The sequence below is a fragment of the Desulfobotulus sapovorans DSM 2055 genome (assembly GCF_059569355.1).
Window position 1 is genome coordinate 19,411 of sequence record NZ_JCANVJ010000004.1, and the last position, 21,995, is coordinate 41,405.

At 55.4% G+C, this 21,995-nt stretch carries 15 protein-coding genes; 5 read left to right on the forward strand and 10 right to left on the reverse strand.

Annotation, left to right across the window (positions count from 1 at the left end; translation table 11 throughout):
• The first annotated feature begins 116 nt into the window (after positions 1 to 116).
• The 3 genes from BR04_RS05100 (at position 117) to BR04_RS05110 (ending at position 3,377) form a co-directional block, all read left to right on the forward strand.
• Complete coding sequence (locus tag BR04_RS05100) at positions 117 to 1,541, forward strand: DEAD/DEAH box helicase (RefSeq protein WP_496354921.1); 1,425 nt, start codon at positions 117 to 119, stop codon at positions 1,539 to 1,541.
• 70 nt (positions 1,542 to 1,611) lie between these two features.
• Positions 1,612 to 2,088, forward strand: a complete 477-nt coding sequence (locus BR04_RS05105) for an Lrp/AsnC family transcriptional regulator (protein ID WP_496354922.1) — start codon at positions 1,612 to 1,614, stop codon at positions 2,086 to 2,088.
• Positions 2,089 to 2,111: 23 nt separating this feature from the next.
• The gene (locus tag BR04_RS05110) at positions 2,112 to 3,377 is read left to right on the forward strand and encodes a diaminopimelate decarboxylase (RefSeq protein ID WP_496354923.1); all 1,266 of its coding nucleotides are present in this window, start codon (positions 2,112 to 2,114) and stop codon (positions 3,375 to 3,377) included.
• Positions 3,378 to 3,507: 130 nt separating this feature from the next.
• Here the strand turns inward: BR04_RS05110 and BR04_RS05115 are convergent, their stop codons facing one another.
• Positions 3,508 to 5,697, reverse strand: coding sequence for an acetyl-CoA hydrolase/transferase C-terminal domain-containing protein (locus tag BR04_RS05115; protein ID WP_496354924.1), 2,190 nt, complete (start codon positions 5,695 to 5,697; stop codon positions 3,508 to 3,510).
• A gap of 606 nt (positions 5,698 to 6,303) precedes the next feature.
• Here BR04_RS05115 and BR04_RS05120 point away from each other — a divergent pair.
• Entirely contained in the window at positions 6,304 to 7,653 is a 1,350-nt protein-coding gene (locus BR04_RS05120) for an acetyl-CoA hydrolase/transferase family protein (protein WP_496354925.1), read from the forward strand.
• A 90-nt stretch (positions 7,654 to 7,743) separates the two neighbouring features.
• Here BR04_RS05120 and BR04_RS05125 read toward each other — a convergent pair whose 3' ends face one another.
• The 3 genes from BR04_RS05125 to BR04_RS05135 are packed head-to-tail and all read right to left on the reverse strand — an operon-like array spanning position 7,744 to position 14,347.
• Complete coding sequence (locus BR04_RS05125) at positions 7,744 to 10,809, reverse strand: efflux RND transporter permease subunit (RefSeq protein WP_496354926.1); 3,066 nt, start codon at positions 10,807 to 10,809, stop codon at positions 7,744 to 7,746.
• Positions 10,806 to 11,927, reverse strand: coding sequence for an efflux RND transporter periplasmic adaptor subunit (locus tag BR04_RS05130; protein ID WP_496354927.1), 1,122 nt, complete (start codon positions 11,925 to 11,927; stop codon positions 10,806 to 10,808). Before BR04_RS05130 ends, BR04_RS05125 begins: the two co-directional genes overlap by 4 nt.
• Positions 11,924 to 14,347, reverse strand: a complete 2,424-nt coding sequence (locus BR04_RS05135) for a TolC family protein (RefSeq protein ID WP_496354928.1) — start codon at positions 14,345 to 14,347, stop codon at positions 11,924 to 11,926. The genes BR04_RS05130 and BR04_RS05135 overlap by 4 nt, the downstream gene beginning before the upstream one ends.
• A 238-nt stretch (positions 14,348 to 14,585) precedes the next feature.
• Here BR04_RS05135 and BR04_RS05140 point away from each other — a divergent pair, with 238 nt between their 5' ends.
• Complete coding sequence (locus tag BR04_RS05140) at positions 14,586 to 16,223, forward strand: NAD+ synthase (RefSeq protein ID WP_496354929.1); 1,638 nt, start codon at positions 14,586 to 14,588, stop codon at positions 16,221 to 16,223.
• Positions 16,224 to 16,373: 150 nt separating this feature from the next.
• Here the strand turns inward: BR04_RS05140 and mnmE are convergent, their stop codons facing one another.
• The 6 genes from mnmE to rpmH all read right to left on the reverse strand — a co-directional run bounded on the left by mnmE (position 16,374) and on the right by rpmH (position 21,942).
• A complete protein-coding gene (gene mnmE, locus BR04_RS05145; protein ID WP_496354930.1) occupies positions 16,374 to 17,768 on the reverse strand; it encodes a tRNA uridine-5-carboxymethylaminomethyl(34) synthesis GTPase MnmE in 1,395 nt (464 codons plus the stop codon).
• A 102-nt stretch (positions 17,769 to 17,870) separates the two neighbouring features.
• The gene (gene jag, locus BR04_RS05150; RefSeq protein WP_496354931.1) at positions 17,871 to 19,136 is read right to left on the reverse strand and encodes an RNA-binding cell elongation regulator Jag/EloR; all 1,266 of its coding nucleotides are present in this window, start codon (positions 19,134 to 19,136) and stop codon (positions 17,871 to 17,873) included.
• A 12-nt stretch (positions 19,137 to 19,148) separates the two neighbouring features.
• On the reverse strand, positions 19,149 to 20,798 hold the full coding sequence (yidC, locus tag BR04_RS05155) for a membrane protein insertase YidC (RefSeq protein ID WP_496354932.1): 1,650 nt from the start codon (positions 20,796 to 20,798) through the stop codon (positions 19,149 to 19,151).
• Positions 20,799 to 20,931: 133 nt separating this feature from the next.
• Entirely contained in the window at positions 20,932 to 21,144 is a 213-nt protein-coding gene (yidD, locus tag BR04_RS05160) for a membrane protein insertion efficiency factor YidD (RefSeq protein WP_496354933.1), read from the reverse strand.
• Entirely contained in the window at positions 21,141 to 21,677 is a 537-nt protein-coding gene (gene rnpA / locus BR04_RS05165) for a ribonuclease P protein component (RefSeq protein WP_496354934.1), read from the reverse strand. Before rnpA ends, yidD begins: the two co-directional genes overlap by 4 nt.
• Positions 21,678 to 21,807: 130 nt before the next feature.
• Entirely contained in the window at positions 21,808 to 21,942 is a 135-nt protein-coding gene (gene rpmH / locus BR04_RS05170; RefSeq protein WP_496354935.1) for a 50S ribosomal protein L34, read from the reverse strand.
• Positions 21,943 to 21,995: the final 53 nt, after the last annotated feature.

Sequence of the window (21,995 nt, forward strand, 5' to 3'; positions counted from 1 at the left end):
TATCTTCGTAAATTGAGGATAAGGGGCAGGCCGGGTGGACACGGATACGGACAATCCCCAATGCAGATTTTTACTCTATCACGTCAACCCTGTTTTTTTCAACTGGGAATCCCCATATGCTTCCCCATTTCACCCTGAATCATCACCTGGAAATCCGTCACCTCCCCACGGATCTTGCCGGAGAGATCCGCAACTCCCTGCGTCTTGAAAACCCCAAATGGCTGGAAAACCAGCGCATGGGCCGCTGGAACGGTAAAACTCCACAATATCTGGATTTCTGCATTGAGACACAGGAGGGTGCTCTCTGTGTCCCAAGGGGCTGCACCCGCAGCGTCATGCTGCTGCTTCGCAGCCGGGGGCTGGGCTGGGAGTTGCGGGATGAACGCCTCCGTCTGCCTGACGTTTCCTTTCAGTTCTCCGCCACCCTGAGGGATTTCCAGAAAAAAGCCGTGGACGCCATGGCCGCCAAGGAATTCGGCACCCTGAATGCCCCGACGGGTGCGGGGAAGACCGTCATGGCCCTGGCCCTTGTGGCCAGAAGAAAACAGCCTGCCCTTATCCTGGTGCATACCCGGGAACTGGCCCTGCAGTGGATAGATCGTATCGGACAGTTTCTCGGCATCCCCAAAGAAGACGTCGGACTGATCGGTGCCGGAAAATACCAGATCGGCAAGGCCATCACCGTGGCTCTGGTACAAAGTCTTGTCAAACATCTGGACTCCGTACGTCCCCATATCGGTCACATCATTGTGGATGAGTGCCACAGAACCCCGTCCAAGACCTTTACGGATGCCGTCTCCGCATTCCCAGCCCGCTATTGTCTCGGCCTTTCCGCCACCCTCTTCCGGAGAGACAATCTCTCCAGACTCATCTTCTGGTATCTCGGAGACGTACACCATGCCGTCAACAAAACCCGGCTGATCCGAAATGGTGACATTCTCGCCGTGGAAGTCTTTTTCCGGAAAACCACCTTCCGCCCCTTCCACGATCCCGTTACCGCCTATGCCAAAATGATGCGGGAGCTGATCTCCGATCCCGGTCGCAACCGTCTGATTGCAGATGACGTGGCCCACCAGTGCCGCATCCAGCCCGAAGCCGTCATGCTGCTGCTCTCCGAAAGAAAACAGCACTGTGAAATTCTCCACGGCCTGCTCCGCTTTGGCCACAAAATCGAAGCCACCCTGCTCACCGGTGACATGAAAGCCGCCCAGCGCAAGGAAGCCCTGGACTCCCTGGCCGCAGGAAAGGTTCAGGTGCTTGTGGCCACGGGACAGCTGGTGGGTGAAGGCTTTGACTGCAAGGATCTCTCCTGCCTTTTCCTGACCACCCCCATACGTTTTTCAGGACGCCTGCTCCAGTATTTAGGCCGCATCCTCAGACCCTCTGCGGACAAAAAAAAGGCCCGGGTTTTTGATTATGTGGATGCCCATGTGGATGTTCTCCTCGCCATGGCCCGGCACCGCCTCAGGGTCTATGGGGAAACAGACCACGAAGAAGGGTGGAATCGGGTTTTTTCAGAATATAATTCTCAAAAAGAATAAAAATTAAAAATTTAATTCTTGACCTCGTCCAAAAACAAGAATATTTATTTTTCAAACCTACGAGGTGCCCATGATTGACGATACCAGTCTGCAAATTCTCAGAATACTCCAGGAAAAAGCCCGCATTCCCAACGTGGAAGTGGCCCGACAGGTGGGACTTGCCCCTTCCGCCGTACTGGAACGCATCCGTAAACTCGAAAAACAGGGCTATATTGATGGCTACGAAGTCCGGCTGAATCCGGAAAAACTACAGAGAAGTCTGGTCTCTTTTCTGCAAATTCTTCTTGACCGGCCCGAAGCCTTTTCCGACGTCGCCCGGAGCCTGTCCAGTCTCCCCGATATCCAGGAAGTACATTTTATATCGGGAGAAGATGCCTTTCTCGTGAAAATGCGCAGCGCATCCATCTCCGATATGCATCGTATGGTGCAGGAAGAAATTGCCATACTTCCGGGCATTGCCCGGATCCAGACCCGGATTGTCCTTTCCACCCACAAGGAATGCACCCGGCTCCCCCTGGATGCCATACACACCGAATCCGAATCCTGACCAACCCCAGCAAGGAGTGCCCCATGCCCATGTCCCCGGATTTCAAAGAACGCCTCTTTTCCCGTCTGCCTGCTCTGGCATCCCATTTCGGTACCCCTTTTCACATTTATGATGAAAAGGGCATCCTGGAAACGGGAGACAGGCTGAAAAAAAATTTCAGCGCTATTCCCGGATTCAAGGAATATTTTGCAGTCAAAGCCCTGCCCAATCCCAGCATTCTCAAGCTGATGCAAGCCATGGGCTTTGGTTTTGACTGTAGCTCCATTGCAGAACTGGCACTGGCCAGAGGGATAGGGGCAAAACAGGAAGACATCCTCTTCACCTCCAACAATACGTCGGAAAGGGATTTTGAGGCAGCCCTTGCGGGAGACGGCTGCATCCTCAACCTTGACGACATCAGCCTCGTTCCCAAGGTTCCCCGGATGCCGGAAACCATCTGCTTCCGCTACAATCCCGGCCCCAGACGCACGGGCAACGCCATCATCGGCAACCCCGTGGAGGCGAAGTACGGCATCACCCATGACCAGGTGATTCCGGCGTATAAAGCGGCCATGGACAGAGGCGCCACCCGTTTTGGCATGCACACCATGGTCTGCTCCAACGAAAAAAACTATGCCTATATGGTGGAAACGGCCCGCATGCTGCTGGATCTCGCCGCAGAAGCGGGAGAAGCCTTAGGCATCCGCTTTGACTTTCTCAATATTGGAGGGGGGCTTGGAATTCCCTACAGACCCGGGGACAGTCCCCTGGACATTGAGGCCATGGGCCTTGAAATTACGGCACTTTTCAAGGCTTTTGAGGAGAAACAGGGCTACATGCCCGCCCTTTTCATGGAGTCCGGACGCTACATGACCGGCCCCCACGGGGTACTGGTGACACGGGCCATCAACCGCAAAGAGACTTACCGAACCTATGTGGGGGTTGATGCCTGCATGTCTTCCCTCATGCGACCGGGGATGTATGACGCCTATCACCACATTGATGTTCTGGGAAAAGCATCCGGCCCGGAAGACGCTCCCGTGGACGTGGTGGGTGCCCTGTGTGAAAACAACGACAAGTTCGCGGTAGAACGTCCCCTGCCTCCCGTTGTCGACGGGGATCTGCTCATCATCCATGATACCGGTGCCCACGGACACGCCATGGGCTTCAACTACAACGGTCAGCTCCGCCCCCAGGAGCTGCTCTTCCAGCAAAACGGCCAGACCTCCCGCATCCGCAGGGCCGAAACCCTCGATGACCTTTTTGCCACGCTGCATTTTGCTGAAAACACCCTTGCCCCCGAAAAATAGCTCCCGCGAAGCCTGAAAAATCAAAAAGTCCGGTTTCCCCCCAAGGAAACCGGACTTTTTTTGATCTTAGCTCCCCCCGACACTGCCGCAGTCTTTCCGGCAAAAAAGCCGGGGGGTCATAGGCAGAATATCAGATCGCACCCGTATCCTTCAGTGCGCAGAGCACCACTTTCTGAAGCAGCTTTTCCTTGAAATCCTTGGGGTTTTCAAGCTGCATCCGCTCCAGATAGGGCTTGGCGGCAGTGGGAATGGGGGACATGAAGGCACCGAGAACACCCTTGGCAGCAGCAGCCTTACTCAGCTCCGCCTTGGCTTTGAAAGTTCTCAACGCTTTTCCGATAGCTATTTCGTCGTCGGTAAAGGCCGTACCAAAGGGGAAGGGACCAAAAAGACCTTCCTTCTTGTAAGGTGCAATGGCCTTTTCCAGCTTTTCCGGATAATTGTTCCGGAAAGCATCGGGAATTCTGTAATCCGGCTCAATTTTTCCAGCCTTCTTGGCCTGCTCCAAAAGCCCTTCCTGAAAACGGGAGTCGGCCACATTGAGAAGCTCTTTCACAATATTCTTGTCCGTCTTTCCCCTGAGATCCGCAATCCCGTATTCGGTGATCACGATATCCCGAAGATGGCGGGGAACGGAACAGTGCCCGTAATTAAAGACAACGTTGGAAACGGTTTTGGGGCCTTCACCACGGGTGGCGCGGATCATGATGGCTCCCCTGGCATCATCCATGGCATGGGCCATGGAAACAAAGTTATACTGACCGCCAATACCGGATACCACACGGCCGTCTTCCAGACCGTCGGACACAATGGCTCCCCCCAGGGTCACCATCAGACCCGCATTGATAAAACGGGCATTCTTCCGCTGAAGAACCCGAAGTTCCTGACTGGAATATTTGTTGTTGGCATACAGCTGGTTGACGTTGAGTACGCTGGTCATGTTGATCAGCGCCCTCTCCTCATCGCTCATGGCATTGAGGGTGTCGTACATTTTCAGAGGCCCGAGATAAAACCCTGCATGGGCCCAGAACCCTTCCTTCAGGGTGTCCCCCAGCATGGTTCCCGCAACCACCTTGAGGTTTTCCACATCCCCCATATCAACACCCACGGCATGACCGCCGTCCACCAGCTTCCCATCCTGGAAAAGCACACTCTCCTTCAACACCCCATAGCGCTTGAGGAAAACCACATCCTCCGCTGTCAGGACACGGTGTACGGCTCCGTCTACCAGCAACTGACGGAAGGCTTCCGGTGTCACCTTGCGGTCATCGGGGCAAAGCCCTGCACTGACCACACGCTGGATACGGATATCATCGTAGACCCTGCGGTTCATGATACCGGTTTTGTACAGATCCACAAAGGTGTCCACCAGCATTTCCGTAGAGCCATACAGACCTTTCTTGAAAGGATCCACCCCTCCCCAGGTATCAATCATGCCCTTATATTTTTCCAGAATCCCCGTCTCGTTGAGCAGTTTTCTGTACTGATCGTTATGGGTATGGCGTACGGTCAGACCATAGGTAATGGCATCCCCCAGAGAACCGATACCAATCTGCAGGGTACCGTCATCGGGGATCAGGGTACTGGCATGAAGACCAATCATATAATCGGTGGTGTTGATGGATTCCTTGGGCGCGCCAAAGAGCTTGTAGTCACTCTGGGGGCTTTCCAGAATAGCATCAAAAATTTCCGGCTCGGTTATGGCATCCCCAAACATAAAGGGCAGGTTGTTGTTCACCTCTCCCACAGCAAAGCCCTTAAAGCCCTTTTCACCTTTTTTTCTCATGATATCAACAGCATCTATGGCTGTATCCGCATTGCAGCCCACGGAATACTTGAGCTCGCCATTGATCTCCTTTTTACCCAGAAGGGCACCGGCCACATTCATGCCATTGCCATTCACATCTCTGGCTGCATGGGTATAGTTACAGCTGATATAGTTCTGCTGCATATGGGGATTGTTCATAAAGGCCCCGGCCTTGTAAAAAAATTCACTCACCTGCACATTGGGGGGGAGTTTTTTCAGGCGGACATCCCGGGCATAATCCAGGGGAATGTATCCGCCCCAGATACGCTCCACCAAGGGCCCCAGAAATCGACGTTCCAGCTCACTTCCCGGTACGGGGGGTTCCAGGGAGAGTGCCGTAATAATACGCAGATTCAGACTGGGATCCTGCTGCGCCCTTCTGTAAACGGCATTCAAAATATTGTTGGGTTTGCCCAGTCCCAGCTGTGTACCGAAAACAAGATCCTTGCCAACGTTTTCAATGATGTAATCCACCATCTTTTCAGGATCTTGAAATATCACAGGTTTCTTCATGCTATCCCCCCGCAGATCTTTCTTGTTTGTTATGAAGTTTGCATACAACACATTTGCCCGAGAGCGGCCTGAGGCAACCCTCTTTCTTTTGGCAAAACACCATTCATTTGAAAAATCGAAATTACCTTATAGTGACACCCACTATAAAAGTCAACATTCCCAGACCAGGTAAGTACCGATTCAAAATCCGTATTTCCCTGCTCTCCCGTTTTCCCATGGGCAGCCCGTTCTGGAATGCAGATCTCCGTCAACCTGAAACAGCATCCTTACCATGCGGCGGTTTCCGGTAAAAAAAACGCATAAAATAAAGAAAACAACTGAAATTACCTGAAAAGTTGCCTTAAACCCTTCCGGAAAAGAATCCAGCGCCCACATTGAAAAACACAGTTTATCCTTGACAGGATAAAGCCCCTATTTATATGACACACAAGCTTTATGAAATATGTCTTATATTTTCAAGTGTTTATTCTGGATAACCCCGTTTACAGCCATAAAACAGTAACAGCATCATAAAAGCAATTCGAGGATACCCAAAAATAACTTGTGAAGTTATTTTCTGCCACCAACGAAAAAACGGATCCTTGATCTTAAGAAAAGGAAAAAGCCATGAACTACCAGAAAGAATATCAGCAGAAACGCGTCTCCGCAGAAGAAGCTGTCAAGTGTGTCAAATCCGGAGACCGCGTGGATTACAGTTTCATGACCACCAAGCCCATCGCCTGTGATGCCGCCCTGGCCGCCCGCCATGAAGAGCTGCGGGATGTGGAAATTTATGGCGCCATCACCGTCCTGCCCATTCCGGAAGTGGTAAAACATCCCCAGAGTTTCATTTACCATGATCTGCACTTCAGCAAGGTGAGCCGCATTATCCAGCGGGATTTCAACCTCTGCTATTATTTTCCCATCCTCTACCACGATGCGGCAAACTGGTTCCGCAAAAACATAGCCAACCAGCACCATGTCTATATCGCCCAGGTATGCCCCATGGATGCCCATGGGTATTTCAACCTCTCCCTGACCAACTCCGCCAGTCTGGCCAATGCCCAGCACTGCCACAAGGTCATTGTGGAAGTGAACCCCAATCTGCCCATGGCGCTGGGCGGCTCGGAAGAGTCCATCCACATTTCCGAAGTGGATTATATTGTGGAGCTGCCCTCCGACACGGCGGTTTTTGAGGCACCTGCCGCAGAACCGTCGGATGTGGATCGTAAAATTGCCGAAAATGTCATGCGCTATGTCCATGACGGCTGCTGCATCCAGCTCGGTATCGGCGGTATGCCCGATGCCGTGGGCAAAATGATCGCTGCATCCGACCTCAAAAACCTGGGCGGCCACACGGAGATGCTCTCCGAAGCCTACGTGGACATGATTGAATCCGGTCGCATGACGGGGATCCACAAGCCCTTTGACAAATGCCGTGTCCCCTACACCTTTGCCCTGGGCCCCAAACGGCTTTATGACTTCATTCACAACAATCCGGCTGTGGCTTCCTACCCGGCCCATTACACCAACAACCCCAGAATCATCGCAGATATCGACAATTTCATTTCCATCAACAATGCCGTGGAAGTGGATCTCTACACCCAGGTGAATGCGGAAAGCTCCGGCATCCACCAGATTTCCGGTAACGGTGGCATGTGGGACTTTGTCATTGGTGCCCAGTGGTCCAAGGGCGGCAAAAGCCTCATCTGCCTGGCCTCCACCGTGACCAGCAAGGATGGCAAGCTGGTCTCCCGCATTGTTCCCCACTTTGATCCCTGCTCCATCACCACCATCCCCCGTCAGCAGGTGGACACCATTGTCACGGAATACGGTGTGGCCGAAGTACGGGCCCGTTCCACCTGGGAAAGGGCGGAAATGATGGTCAATCTGGCCCACCCGGATTTCCGGGAAGAACTGATCCGGAAAGCCGAAGCCCAGAAAATCTGGAAGCGTTCCAATAAAAAAGTGGCATAGCCCCAGAGCTGTGCCATCCGGTTTCATCCCAAAAAAAGAGGGAACGGGTTTCACACCCGTCCCCTCTTTTTCTTTATACGACCAGCCTTTTTAAAATTTTACCCGGAAAAAAAGGGCATACAGCACCGGCACCACCCCCAGGGTCAGGGCCGTGGAAAGAATCAGACCAAAAATGATCCCCACAGCCATGGGTGCCCAGATAGGACCTCCGCCCCAGAGCAGGGGAACCATGCCCACGGCGGTTGTGGCTGTACTTAAAAAAATAGGCCGCATACGACGACAGGCCGCTTCCACAATGGCCTCCTGGGGACTGCGCCCGCACTCCACCATTTCAATGCGGATGCGGTCAATCAGGACAATGGCATTGTTCACCACAATCCCGGAAAGGGAAATAATCCCCAGAAGGGTCATGAAACCAAAATACAGTCCCGTAAGATGCAGACCCAGCACCACGCCGATGAGGCCGAGAGGAATGGTGGTCATGATGATGAAGGTCTTGCGGAAGGAATTGAACTGCAGCATGAGGAGCATGAGGATGATAAAGGCTCCCACGGGTACCTGCCCCATAATGGCCGCATTGGCCTGGGTGGATTTTTCCCGCTCACCCCCAAAGGCGTACCGGTATCCCATGCCCCAGGAAGGTGTCTGACTGTCCAGCCAGGGCTGAAGACTGCGAATCACCTCTTCAGCCGTGTATCCCGGCAAAAGACCGGAACTCACGGTCACGGTACGCAGCCTGTCCCGGCGCAGAACCTCCGAAGGCTGCCAGACAATCTCGATATCCGCCACCTGGCTTAAGGGCACGGAACGCCCCGTGGCCTGGGCATAGACCTGGATGGTTTCCAGCTTGCCGAGATCCTTACGGTCTGCGGCCACACTGCGCAGGCTGACGGGAATGATCTTGTCGCCTTCCCGGAATTCCGTAAGGGTAAAGCCCGAAAGTCCGGTCTGAAGGCTCACGGCGATATCCTGGCTGGAAACCCCCGCCATGCGTGCCCTCGGCTGGTTCACATGCACCACGAATTTCTTGATCCGCCGCCCCCAGTCATCGGAAATATTCCGCACACCCGCCTCTTTCGCCAGCCTTTCCTTTACCTTCTCCACAATGGCAAAGAGCCGGTCTGAGTCCCTTCCGGAAAGACGGATCTGTACAGGATCCTGTACGGGCGGGCCGTTCTGGATTTTTCGCAGCTCAATGCTGGCATCCAGGTAGTTTTCCTTCACATAGGCTTCCATGCCCTCTTTGATAAGGGGGATCAGATTCAGATCCGTGATGTTGATGATCATCAGGGCATAATGGGGAACCCCCTGCTCCGGCATGTGGGTGAGCAGATAACGCGGCCCTCCCTGCCCGATATGGGTCACCCAGCTCCGGATGCCCTCGTCGCGTTCCGGCCCAGTCCTGAAATTCCGGTTCATATAGGCTTCCACATCCTTTACCATGGCTTCGGTACTTTCAATGGTACTGCCTGCGGGCAACTCCAGTTCTGCTGTGAAAAAAAGACGATCCGAAGGAGGGAAAAAAATCACGGGCAAATAGCGGAACGTGGCCATCACACCGATAAAAACCAGAAAAACCAGTACCATGCTTGAGATTCTGTAACGCAGGGACAGCCCCAGGGTCTTACGGTAAAAACGATAAAACCCCGTATCATAGACCTTCTGCCCAATCCGGCCCTGCTTCACCTTCAGAATCCGTGTCGCCAGCAGGGGAATGAGGGTCAGGGAAATCAACCAGGAGGCAACGAGGGTAATGGTCACCACCTTGAACAGGGGAGCCGTGTATTCACTGGTGGTGGATTTGGCCAGAAAAATGGGCAGAAAGGAGGCCGCCGTTCCCAGGGAAGACGTGAGAAGGGGTACTGTCAGTTCCCGGGCCGAGGCAATGGCCGCAGCCACAGGTTCCTCCCCCTCCTCCATGCGCACCATGATGGATTCCGCCATAACGATGGCATTGTCCACCAGCATCCCGAGAGAAATCACCAGAGAAGCCAGACTCATCTGGTCTATACCGATCCCGAAAAACGCCATAACCATCAGCGCCATGAGCATGGTCATGGGAATGAGGGTGGCCACCACAAAGCCTGTCCGCAGGCCCAGAGATACCAGGGTGACAGCCAGCACCAGCAAAACGGACTGAATAAGATTTTCCTGAAAAACAGAGACCTTTTCCTTTACTTCGCCGGGCGAAAAATTAACCAGATCAAATTCAATACCATAGGGATAATGGGCATGCACCTGTCCCAACAGGCCCGTCACCGCTTCCCCGAGGCGGATGAGATTGCCTCCCTCCCGCATGGATACGGCAAGGCCGATGGCAGGCAGGCCATTGGCGCGCATCTTGCTGGATGCGGGGTCGGCATAGCCCCGCCGGATGTCCACCATATCCCCCAGAAACAGCATCTCCGTACGTCCGGGAACCTGCACCACGGTCTGGCGGAGGTCCTCCAGAGAATCAAAATTTCCCGAAGGCTCCAGAACAATGCGCTCATCCTCCACATTGATGGCCCCGCCGGGAATGATGATGTTTCTTGACTTGAGAATAGCCATGAGCTGATGGGGAGAAATACCCATTTCCGATAAACGGGCATTGCTGTACTCCACAAAGATCCGTTCATCCTGAACACCGTAAAAATCCACCTTGGCGACTTCATCCAGCATGAGGAGCGCATCCCGTACCTCATCCGCCACACTCTTCAGTTCCCTGTAGGTGTAATCCTCCCCCGTAATGGCGATAAGCGTTCCAAAAACATCGGAAAATTCATCATTGACGATGGGGCGGTAAACGCCTTCGGGAAGATCCGCTGCCGCCCGATCCACCTTGCGTCTCAGGTTGTCCCAGATGGGACGCATGTTCCGGTAACGTTCCTTCACCCAGACATCAATGATGGACACCCCGGTCTTGGACTGGCTCTTCACATAGTCCAGCTGCGGAATTTCCTGAATGACCTTTTCCAGCTTGTCCGTAACCAGCTGCTCCACCCGCTCCGGAGACGCTCCGGGAAAATAGGTGACCACCCGCGCCACCCTCAGCACAAACCCCGGATCATAGTCTCTGGGAAGATCCCGGTAAGCCAGCAGTCCGCCCACAAGAATGATGAGAAGAAAAACAATGGAAATGCGGTTCTTTTCGATGGCAAGACGGGCCAGATTCATGGCTTCCCCTCCCGCCAGAGCCGGACCTTCAGGCCGTCACCGATGTGGGCGATGCCTGCGGTGACCACCAGATCTCCGGCTTCCAGCCCCGCCTTCACCTCAAGCCCCTCTGTGGCGATCCCTCCCACGACCACCTCCCGCCGCTTCACAAGGGCCATATCTCCAGATAAACGTTCCAGACAATAGACAAAACGCCCTCCCCCATCCTCACCCACACTGCGAAAAGGCACACGGATACGGGCAAGCGTGTCCTTTTCCATGGGGATCTCCACTTCGGCAGCCATACCGGGCAGAATGCGCTCGTCCGGGGACTGAAGCCTTACCGTCACGGGAAAGGTGGTTTCAAGCCCCACAGAGGCCACCCCCACCTCACTGACCACACCGGGAAACGCCCCGCTCCCCAGGGCATCCACCCGTACCCGCACCTCCATGCCCTCCCGAACCCCGGAAATATGGGTGGCAGGCACACCAATACGCACATCCACGCGGGTACCGCAGTTTACCAGCACCACAGCCTGACCTGCGGCCACATTTTCGTTTTCTTCCACGGGAATGGCCGCAACAGCACAACGATCCGGTGCCACAAGACGGGTATACTCCAGCTGACGCCGGGCCAGCTCCAGACGGTTTTCAATGGAACGCACCGCCGCCTGGGTGGATTCAAAGGCGGCTCTGGCCGTATCCAGCTCATTGCGGGAAGCATTGCGGCGCTCATACAGGGCCTGCACACGACCATACACGGCTTCGGCATTCCGGGCTTCGGCCTGGGAACGGCTCAGGGCAGCCTCCGCCTCCTGCACCCGAAGCTGATAGTCTCCCCTTTCCAGCTCGGCAATGAGACGGCCCGTATCCACACTGTCCCCCACACGTACATGGAGCTTCTGCAAGGTTCCGGGAACCCGGAAGCTCATGCGGGAAGCCATGCCCGCACGGGTCAGGCCCGTAAATGTCCGCACCCGGACACCGGTATCGGGCTGCACTTCCATAAAACGAACAGGCCGCAGCACCTCCGGAGCCACCTCCTTCACTTTTTCCCGGCAGCCCCCGAAAATCCCCAGTGCGGTACAGACCAGAATCAGCAGACCCGGCAGCCAGGGCCGTTTCCCCCTGCTTGTCATTTCTCCCCCCCTTTCTCCAGTACAGGCACTGCAATGCCCGCATCCTCAAAATGCTGCTTCAAGCGCCGGAACATGGCATCCCGGCCTTCCAGGGTGGCGGAAAAATCTACATTCCCGAGAAGCCGCTGAATCACCATCAGATCCTTTAAAAAATCATAGACACTGGCTGCGGAGACCTGCTCCGCCACCAGGGACGCATGCTGGGCATCCAGAAGCTCCATGGCGGAAATCACGCCCCGTTCATAGGCATCCGTCACCAGTTCCAGGTTTTTTCTGGCCGCCACCGCCGCATCCCCGGCAAGACGAATACCCGGCCAGGAGGCTGTGGTTCTGTGCAGGGCTGCCCGCATCCGGGCCTCCAGCCCTTCGGCGACCCTCTGCCTCTGACTGCGTAATGATTCCAGACGCTCCAGGCCCTCATCCAGAAGCGCAGGCCGTGCCCCACCCGTAAAAAGGGGGTAACGTACCTTGAGACCCACCTGCCAGCCAAAATCCTCACTTTCCGGAAGATGGACGGGTGGCATCCCCGGCATCAGGCTCAGTGCCACGCTACCACTGCCCTCCCCTTCGGACACAAGCCGCTGGCGCATACCGCCTTCGGCCAGTACATCGGGAAGATAGTAGGATCGTTTTGCCGCAAGAATTCCCCTCTGGGCCGCTTCCATGGCAAGGGAGAGACGTTCCAGCTCCGGAGCCTGATCCCGGGCTTCCGCAACCACAAAATCATGGAAATGCCGAATCCTTCTGGGATTTTCCGAAAACCAGCGGATACGGGGATCACTGACAAAAAAGAGGGAGTCGGAAAGGCGGGTGTCTTCCAGGTACAAAGGCTGATCCAGGGGACGGTTCACGATCCGGTTCAGCTGGATCTCCGCCTGACGCACCTGGGCTCTGGCTTCGAGAAGGGCCTTTCGCGACGATGCCAGACGGCTCTGCCAGCGATACACTTCCGAAGGCCCGGCATAGCCCACCTCCCTGCGGTTCTCGGCCCGTTCCAGATTGGAACGGGTCAGATCCAGATCATCTTTACGGATCTGGGCCTGACGCGAAGCCCGAAGCAGATCCAGAAAGGCAAGGGCTGCGGACTCGGCAATATCCAGCCCCACCTGCCGCTCCATCAGCCTGCGGCTTTTCACCTCTATATCCGCCACATCCCGAAGGCTGCGGTCTTTTTCAGAAAAAAGGGTCTGACGCAAGAGAAGCTCCAGCCAGACCTCTTCCTCCGCCTGACGCCCCAGACTTTTTGCCGCATTGTCCCGGTCCAGCACCCTGGCACTGAGATCCACAAGGGCCTGGGGCTTTAAAGGGGCCCGTTTGCCGAGGGCCTGCGCTTCGGTAATCCTTCTTTCCCTTTCCGCAATTTTCAGTTCCAGATTGGCGGTCATGGCCTCCTGAACGACGGTGTTGATGGCAAGGGGAGGGCCTTCGGGGAGGGGATCCTCATAGAGAATATCCGCATCCAGCAGCACATCCCAGTCCGGATACAGGCCAATGCGACGGGCCGTTTCCATGTTCACCGTAAAATCCGTTTCCGGATGAAAGCCCACAGCGAGACTGCCCGCATCCTTTCCCAGAAGAATCTGCTGCACATGGAGGGCCACCCGCCGGGAAAGCCGGGAGATCCGATCCGAAGGGGCCATTCCGGCCAAGACACCCTCAGCCACCTCATCCCGCCCCCACAGGGAAAAAGAAGGAATTTTCCGCTCTATGAGCCCTTCGTTTAGACGCTGAAAGGCTGCCGGAGAAAAGCGTTGCAGGGGCGTAATAAAAACGGCGTCCGTTTCCGGAGCCAGAAGGGCCAGCACCTCTGCCGCATCCCCCTTTGCCGGAATAAAGTCAATGACAAGGCCCTGGGTATCCCCGAAGATCCGGGTTCTCCGTCTCAGATCCGGTATGCCCTCTTCGATGCTGCTATCTCCGATAATGGCCAGCCGCTTAAAGGGCACCATCTTGCGAAAGGCGGCCATATCCCGGTTAAAATTTTGAAAGGATTTGATATAGTTCAGATTTTTTACACCGGAGACCCCCTGTTTTTCCGGAAGATTCTGGAGATCTGCGGCAATGACCACAGCGGCAATGGCAGGCTTGGGCAGATCCCCCATACGGCAGAGCAGGTGAGAGGCGATCACCCCCGCACCAATAACCAGATCCGCATCCCTGCGCTCCAGGGCCTTTTCCACCTGCCTGCGAATTTCCGCCACCTCCCAGTTTCCCGTAAAATGCAGGGTCTCGGGAAAACGGATATCAAACTCCCTGCCCGCAAGATCCAGAACTTCCCTTTTCAGCTCCATGAGGCCGTCATAGCGCAGGCTGGGCCCGTCCTCCACAATGGCGATACGCACCACAGGCAGGCCCGCCCACACCGGAATCCCCGGAATCCAGAGCCCCAGCACAAGCAATAAAAACATCTTACGCAGCATCTTCCCCCCGTATTTCAGGTCATGCATCCGTAAACAGAACACCGTTTCCGATTCGTTGACAGCAGGAATGAAGTCTGTAGCATGCACCCATTCATCAGGGCTGTCAAGAAGAGGTAAATAACACTCACCTCTCCCCAGTTCAGAGATTCTTTGCCCCGGCTGTCATATTCTGCTACATCCAGAAACCGGAAAAAGCGCCCCCGGCGCCTCCCTGAAACCCAAGCAGACACAGGTATCCATGAAAATCGCCATGGCCCAGCTCAATCCCCTGGTGGGCGACCTCCAGGGCAATGCGGCAAAAATCAGACAGGCAAGTGAAAAGGCCCGAAAACTGGGGGCAGATCTCGTACTCTTCTCCGAGCTTGTGCTCACGGGCTACCCTCCTTTGGATCTTCTGGAAAGAAGGGCCTTTATCCAGGCCAATCTCACAGCGCGGGATCAGCTCATCCAGGACATCCAGGGGATCGCCCTGCTTTTCGGCTATGTGGCGGAAAATCCGTCTCCGGAAGGCCCCCGGCTTCAAAACGCCGCTGTTCTGGCCCGGGATGGACGTATTCTGGGGGAATTCCGCAAAACCCTCCTGCCCCAGTACGATGTTTTTGACGAGTGCCGCTACTTTGCACCGGGAAGCCCCGCAGCCCCTGTCCTGTATCAGGGACTGCGCCTGGGGGTCACCCTGTGTGAAGATGCCTGGAATACGGGCCACGTCACCCCGGCAAACCGCTATGCCGCCGATCCCGTGGCCGCCATCGCTCCCCACTGTGACATCCTGCTCAACCTTTCCGCGTCCCCCTTTCATGTGGACAAGGGGATACTCCGTGACCGGCTTTTTTCCGGCATTGCAAAGCAATACAGCCTCCCCGTTCTGGAAGTGAACCAGGCCGGAGCCAATGACACCCTGGTCTTTGACGGACTGAGCACAGCCTATGATGCCAGGGGGGAAATTCTTGCGAGGGCCGCTGCCTTTGAAGAGGATCTCGTGCTGGTGGATATGGAAAAGAAGAGTGGAGAAATCCGTCCCATCCCCGCAGACGGCCTGGATCAGATCCATCGGGCACTGGTCACGGGCATCCGGGATTATCTCCACAAATGCGGCTTTTCAAAGGCTGTGGTGGGGTCTTCCGGCGGTATTGACTCCGCCCTGGTACTGGCCCTTGCCGTGGAAGCCCTGGGAGCGGAAAACGTCATCAGCATCTTCATGCCAGGACCCTACACGGCTCAGGAAAACTTTGAGGATACAGAAAGGCTTGCGGAAAATCTCAAGATCCGCCTGGATGTGCTGCCCATAGAAGAAAGCATGGCGACCATGGCAGCCGCGAGCCCCATCTTTGATCTCAAAAGCCACGGCATCACCGAGCAGAACCTCCAGGCCCGCATCCGGGGAACCTTTCTCATGGCCTATGCCAACCGCTACAATGCCATGGCCCTGCCCACGGGCAACAAGGCGGAAATGGCCGTAGGCTACAGCACCCTCTACGGAGATATGAATGGCGGACTGGCCGTGCTAGGGGATGTGTCCAAGACCCGGGTCTGGGCGCTGGCCCGACGGATCAATGAAAAGACCGGATTTCCCCTGATTCCGGAACGCATCATCGCAAAAGCGCCCAGCGCGGAACTGAAACCGGATCAGAAGGATCAGGATGACCTGCCGCCCTACGAGGTGGTGGATGCCATTGTGGCCCATCATGTGGAAGAATTTGAGGATGCCGATGCCATCATCGCACGGGGATATCCGGAAGCCTTTGTACGGGATGTTCTCCGGAGAATTCAGTACAATGAATACAAACGCCAGCAGGCCGCTCCCGTAATCCGCATCACCTCCAAGAATTTCGGCTATGGCAGACGCTACCCCATGGCATGCAAAGTCAAGCTCTGAAGCCCGTGGCCCGTCTGGAAACGGTGGAGGAAGATTCGCATCTGACATATCTTCCCCCGCCCTTATCACTGCATGGGGAAAAACTCCTCACAATGGGGGAAGACCGTACCGGAAGCACCGACCTCTCTGGAGCAGGCCTTCAGGACTTTTCTATTTGCCGATACAGAAATCCGAAAAAATCCTGTCCAGAAGATCCGGTTCCGGATTCTCCCCCAGCACCCTGCCCAGCTCCCGGATGGCGGCGTCAAGATCCACAGCAAGCAGATCCCAGAAATGGCCGTTTTCAAGCCCCTCATCCACCCTGAGAAGGGCTTCCTCCGCCCGCTCAAAGGCCTCCTTGTGCCGCAGATTGGGCAAAGCGGCATGGCCCGTTTCCGCAACAGTGGCAAGGTCTGTCAGTACCTTTTTCAGCATCTCCAGCCCCTCTCCCGTTTTGGCGCAAAGGGCCACCCGGGCTTCGGGCCGCCAGGAGGCGGGCAGGACAAGGGCCGCAGCATCTTCCACAAGATCCTTCTTGTTCAGCACCACCACATAGGGGGTTTCACGGATTTCCGCCTCCAGCAGACAGCTCTCGGCATCGGCTCCCCTGGAAGCATCCAGCACCAGCAGCACCCTGTCCGCCTCCCGGATTCTGGCCCTGGCCCGCTCTATCCCCAGGGCCTCCACAGGATCGGAAGCCTCCCGGATCCCCGCCGTATCCGTAAGGACAAAGGGCAGGCCCGCAAGGTTGAGGGATTCTTCCACCAGATCCCGGGTGGTGCCGGGAATATCCGTGACAATGGAGCGTTCCTGGGCCAGCAGGCGGTTCATGAGGGAAGATTTCCCCACATTGGGAGGCCCTGCAATGACAAGACGCAGCCCTTCCCGGAGACGGATACCCTCTTCTCCCATCCGGATCCACCGCCGCAGTTCAGGCAGGCAGGCCTTGTGAATCTGGGCCCGCATGTCCCCGCTGTCCACCAGCTCCCCCACATCTTCGGGAAAATCAATTTCTGCGGCCATGCGCGTGGCCAGATCCAGAAGACTCTCCCGCATCCTGCGCACAGCCTTTCCCAGCTCTCCCCGGAGCAGAGCAGATCCCATTTTCCGGGCAGCATCGGTTCGGGCAGCAATGAGATCCATCACCCCTTCCGCCTGGGTCAGATCCATACGTCCGGCCAGAAAGGCCCTGCGGGTAAATTCTCCCGGCTCAGCCAGACGCGCGCCCTGTCCCAATACAAGGGCCAAAATACTGCGGAGCAGATAAGGCCCTCCGTGGGCCTGAATCTCCACCACATCCTCTCCGGTAAAGGAACGGGGTGCCCGCATGGCTACCAGCAGCACCTCATCCACCACCTCCCCCGTATCCGGATTCTGAAGCCCCCCCAGGGTCAGGCGATGGGAAACGAGCTCTTCAGGCCGTAGCGGCTTCAGAGCCTTTCCTTTACGAAAAAGAGCGCAGGCCTGAAAAAATGCCCGGGGCCCTGAAATTCTGACAATACCAATCCCCCCGGCCCCCGGAGGCGTGGCAATGGCGGCGATGGTGTCCGTATCCTGTGGGAACATGGGTACCCTTTCCTGCATGGTGCATCCCCATAAAAAAAACACCGTCCTCCCAAAGAGAAACGGTGCCTTTTTCAGCGTTTCTTTCCTGTCAGAAGACCCGGATCAGGCGTCCTCGCTCCCGTTTCCATCGGCTCTGCGGCGACGCACCCTTTTGGGGAAAATCACCAGACGCCGGTAGTAGCCCTCCCCCACACTCTGGGTTCGCACAGCCTTGTCGTCCTTCAGGGCCAGATGGATGATTCTGCGGTCATGGGCATTCATCTGGCCGATGGTGGCGGGCTTGCCCGTGCGTCTGGCCTTTTCCGCCTGCTTCAGGGCCAGCTGCTGGAGATGCTCCTTCCGGGTTTCAATGTAGCCTTCCACATCCATCTGAATACGGACACGGCCCTCGGCATCCCGGTTGACAATCTTGTCCACCACATACTGAATGGCTTCCAGCGTCTGCCCCCGTTTACCGATGATGATGGCGGGATTACCGCCATCCAGATTGTAGAGAATGCGTCCGGGAGAAACCTCTTCCCGTATCGTGACCCCCTCACTGATATGAATCAGAATTTTTTCCAAAACTTCCCGGCCCCTGGCCACCATCTCCGGCGTCACTTCCACGGGAGGCAGGTTTTCAGGCGGGGTGTCTTCCGGGTCCGCAAAACCAATTTCCTCCAGGGTCTCGGCATCCGTCTCCCCAGCCCCGTCCCCATCCGGAAGAGGCAGCGTGTTCTCTTCCTCTGAAGGCGGAGGGGATACGGCAGGTTTCCGTCCACCTCCCCGGCTGTTCCGGGATCGGGAGCGGCCTCGGGAAGCGGGCCTTTTGCCCCGAGTTTCCTTTTTTTCCTCCGGGGATTCCGCTACCGCCGGCTGAGGAAGGGAGGCCGTTTCAAGGGAAGCATCCCCCACGGACGGACTTGCAGCAAGGGCATCCTTCTGGAGCAGTACCTCTTCTTTTCCGGGTACAGCAGGCTTCTTTTCTTCCAGCCCAGGAGCGGGCTTCGGTTTTACGGCCCTTTCCCCCTTTCCCCCTTCACGGACAGCGGGTCTGCGCTCTTCAGGACGCGGTTTTGCGCCATTGCGACCGGGAGGCTTTTCCCCGTTTCTCGGCTTTTTCCCGGAAGCACTGTCCGCATCCAGGGCACCGAAGGCCTCATCCACCAGAGAAAGGGCACTGACCTTGCGTTCCCCTTCTTTCTGTTTTCCCTGGGAAAGGTTCACCCGGATTTTTGCCTTCTTGACACCCACAAGACCGAAAATCCCCGTAGATCCATAGGAGATCACGTCATACTGAAGTTTATCCTTGGGAAGCTTCAGATTCCTGCTGGCGCTTTCCAGGGCCTCTTCCACGCTTTTGCCTTCATATTCCACGGTGGTATTCATGCCCCCTCCCCATTAGTGCGTTGTCTTCATGATGTAATACTGCTGCGAGATGGACAAGACGTTGTTCACAAGCCAGTACAGTACAAGACCTGCCGGAAAATTAATGAAAATCACCGTAAAGACCAGCGGCAGGAAAAGCATGATCTTTGCCTGCATGGGATCGCCCGCAGGAGGAGACATTTTCTGCTGCAAAAACATGGTGGCACCCATGATAATGGTCAGAACGGGAATACCGTAAGGCTCCTGCATGAAGGGAATGGCAAATCCGAAATCAAAAAGCCGATCCGGTGCGGAAAGATCCTGTATCCATCCCATGAAGGGAGCGTGGCGCAGCTCAATGGACTCATAGAGCATGCGGTACAGGGCAATAAAAAAAGGCATCTGCACCAGAAGGGGAAGGCAGCCACTCATGGGGTTGACCTTGTAGGTACGGTACAGATTCATGATTTCCTGGTTCATCTGCTGCTTGTCGTGACCATACTTTTCCCGCAGTTCCGTCATAAGGGGCTGCAGTTTTTTCATCTCGTTCATCGCCCTGTAGCTCTTGTTGCCCAGAGGCCAGAAAACGATCTTGATAAGCAGGGTCAGCAGAATAATGGCCACGCCGTAGTTGGGAATCAGTTTGTAAATCTGGTTCAGAAGCCAGAGACAGGGCTGGGCCAGAATGTCGAACCAGCCAAAATCGACCAGAGCCTGAAGGCCATGCCCCGTTTCCTTAAGAATCCCAACACTTTTCGGGCCTGCAAAAAACTGCATTTCCTTGCGGATCTGCGCTCCGGCTCCCAGCTGGAAGGTTTCCGTATAATACGTGGCGCGAACCGCACGCTCGCCTTCCAGCCCCAGGCGCAGTATCCCAGGCTCCTCGCCGGAGGGTACCAACGCCGTGGCAAAATAGTGGCTCTGTATGGCCACCCAGCGGATATCCCCGATATAACGGTCTTTTTTACGGATATCCTTGATCGTGATCTGTTCCACTTCCTTGCCGATAAATGCCGTCGGCCCTTCAAAACCAATGGTCTTGCTTCCCGGCAGGGTGGAAATGAGGGAAAAACCCAGACGATCCGCAATCATACCGCTACCCGTATTCCGAATACGGACTTCGCAGGTGATGAGGTAACTTTCCGGCTGGAAGGTGTAATGCTTTTCCACCGCAATGCCCGTGGGAGACATCCAGGAAAAGACCAGGGTCGCCGCTCCCTCCCGAAGAACCTGTTTCTCCTGCTCCGGCCCGCTGAACACAGCCGTTTCCAGATCGGGTATACTGCCGCCTTCCGTGGACAGGACAAAATTCAGACCGAGATCTGAAGGGAGAACCTCCTTTTCCGGACTGTCCGGCGTGCGTTCTTCCCGGTACTTTTTCAGGGAAACTCCCTTGAAAGCGGCACCCGTTCCGGAAATAACGGCCGTATACAAGGGTGTTTCCACCGTATACAGTCGGGCGACCTTTCCTTGCAGAACGGAAGAGACCGGAGGCGGTACCGCCATCCTCTCCCCTGCTGTGGCGGGAGTTTCATCCGGCACAACAGCAGAATCCGGGGCAAAGGCCAGGTTTGCCGGTTTTTCCACGGGAAGCGGAGGGGGCGTGGGCATAAAAAAATAATTCCACACGATAAAAACAAGAAACGACAACACGATGGCTGCGAGAAAACGAAGCTGCTCCATGAATGGCTCCTAAAACTCACATGGGTGCGCGGATGCCCGCTATCCGGACACGGGCTGGAAAAGTCGAAACCGGCACAGGCCGTAGCAATCTTCCTTTCCGTTCAAAAGACAAAGGGCGGGAGGATACTTCCCTTCAGGGGACAGGATCCACACCGCCCGGATGGAACGGATGGCACTTTAAAATACGCCTGACGGCCAGAAATCCACCCCGGACAACGCCATGACGCTGCACCGCCTCATAGGCGTAGGCGGAGCAGGAGGGGTAAAAACGGCACACGGGCCCTAAAAAAGGGGAAACAAAAAGCTGGTATACCCGAATCAGCAAAAGAAGCAGACGTTGAATCACTTAAGCACCCGATCTTCCCTGCCGGATCTTCCCGCAAGCTTGGCAAAGAGATCGTCAAGGGAGGCAAAAATATGATCCGAAGCCTGTTCCACAGCCTCACGCTTGACAATGATATTCAGATCCAGGGCCCCAAGGGTAAAAAACTTCCCCCGGGTGCGGAAAAATTCCCGCACAAGACGCTTGATACGGTTACGCTGTACGGCATTTCCTACTTTTCTGGATGCGGTTATCCCTATGCGGATACGGGACAGGTCATTTTGAGAAAAAAGCACGAGAAAATACCGGGAATGAACCTTTTTTCCTGTTTTTGAAAGCCGAACAAAGCTTCCTCGCTTTTGTAAACGATCTGCCTTACTGAAACGCTGTGCCTGCAAACTTCCCCCCTTTCCATCCGAAAGAAACGCCCTTTTCCCCCGATCCGGCTCTGAAAAGTCCGGGACACCACAACAACACCGGTATCGGGGGCGTGCACATATCAAAGGGGACTTTCTGTCCGACAGAATGCCCAGGCAGGCGAAAAAATAAAAAAGCATACAGGATCGAAAACACGCAAGAGCCCAAATTTTCAAGCACTTACCATGAAAGAAGCCAAAAACAAAGCGGACTCTCGGGCATGGAAGCAGAAGTCTTCGTTCGGGCAGCGGTACCAAGAAAAAAGAATTCTCATGCAGAAAGACGCTGGCGGCCTCTGGCCCTTCTGGCCTTCAGGATACGACGACCGGCAACGGTGGACATTCTTTTGCGGAATCCATGGGTTCTTGCCCGCTTGATACGGCTTGGCTGAAATGTTCTTTTCATGATCCTAATCCCTTACATCATATTGGTCTGTTGTTGTGTTATGCTCCAACAAA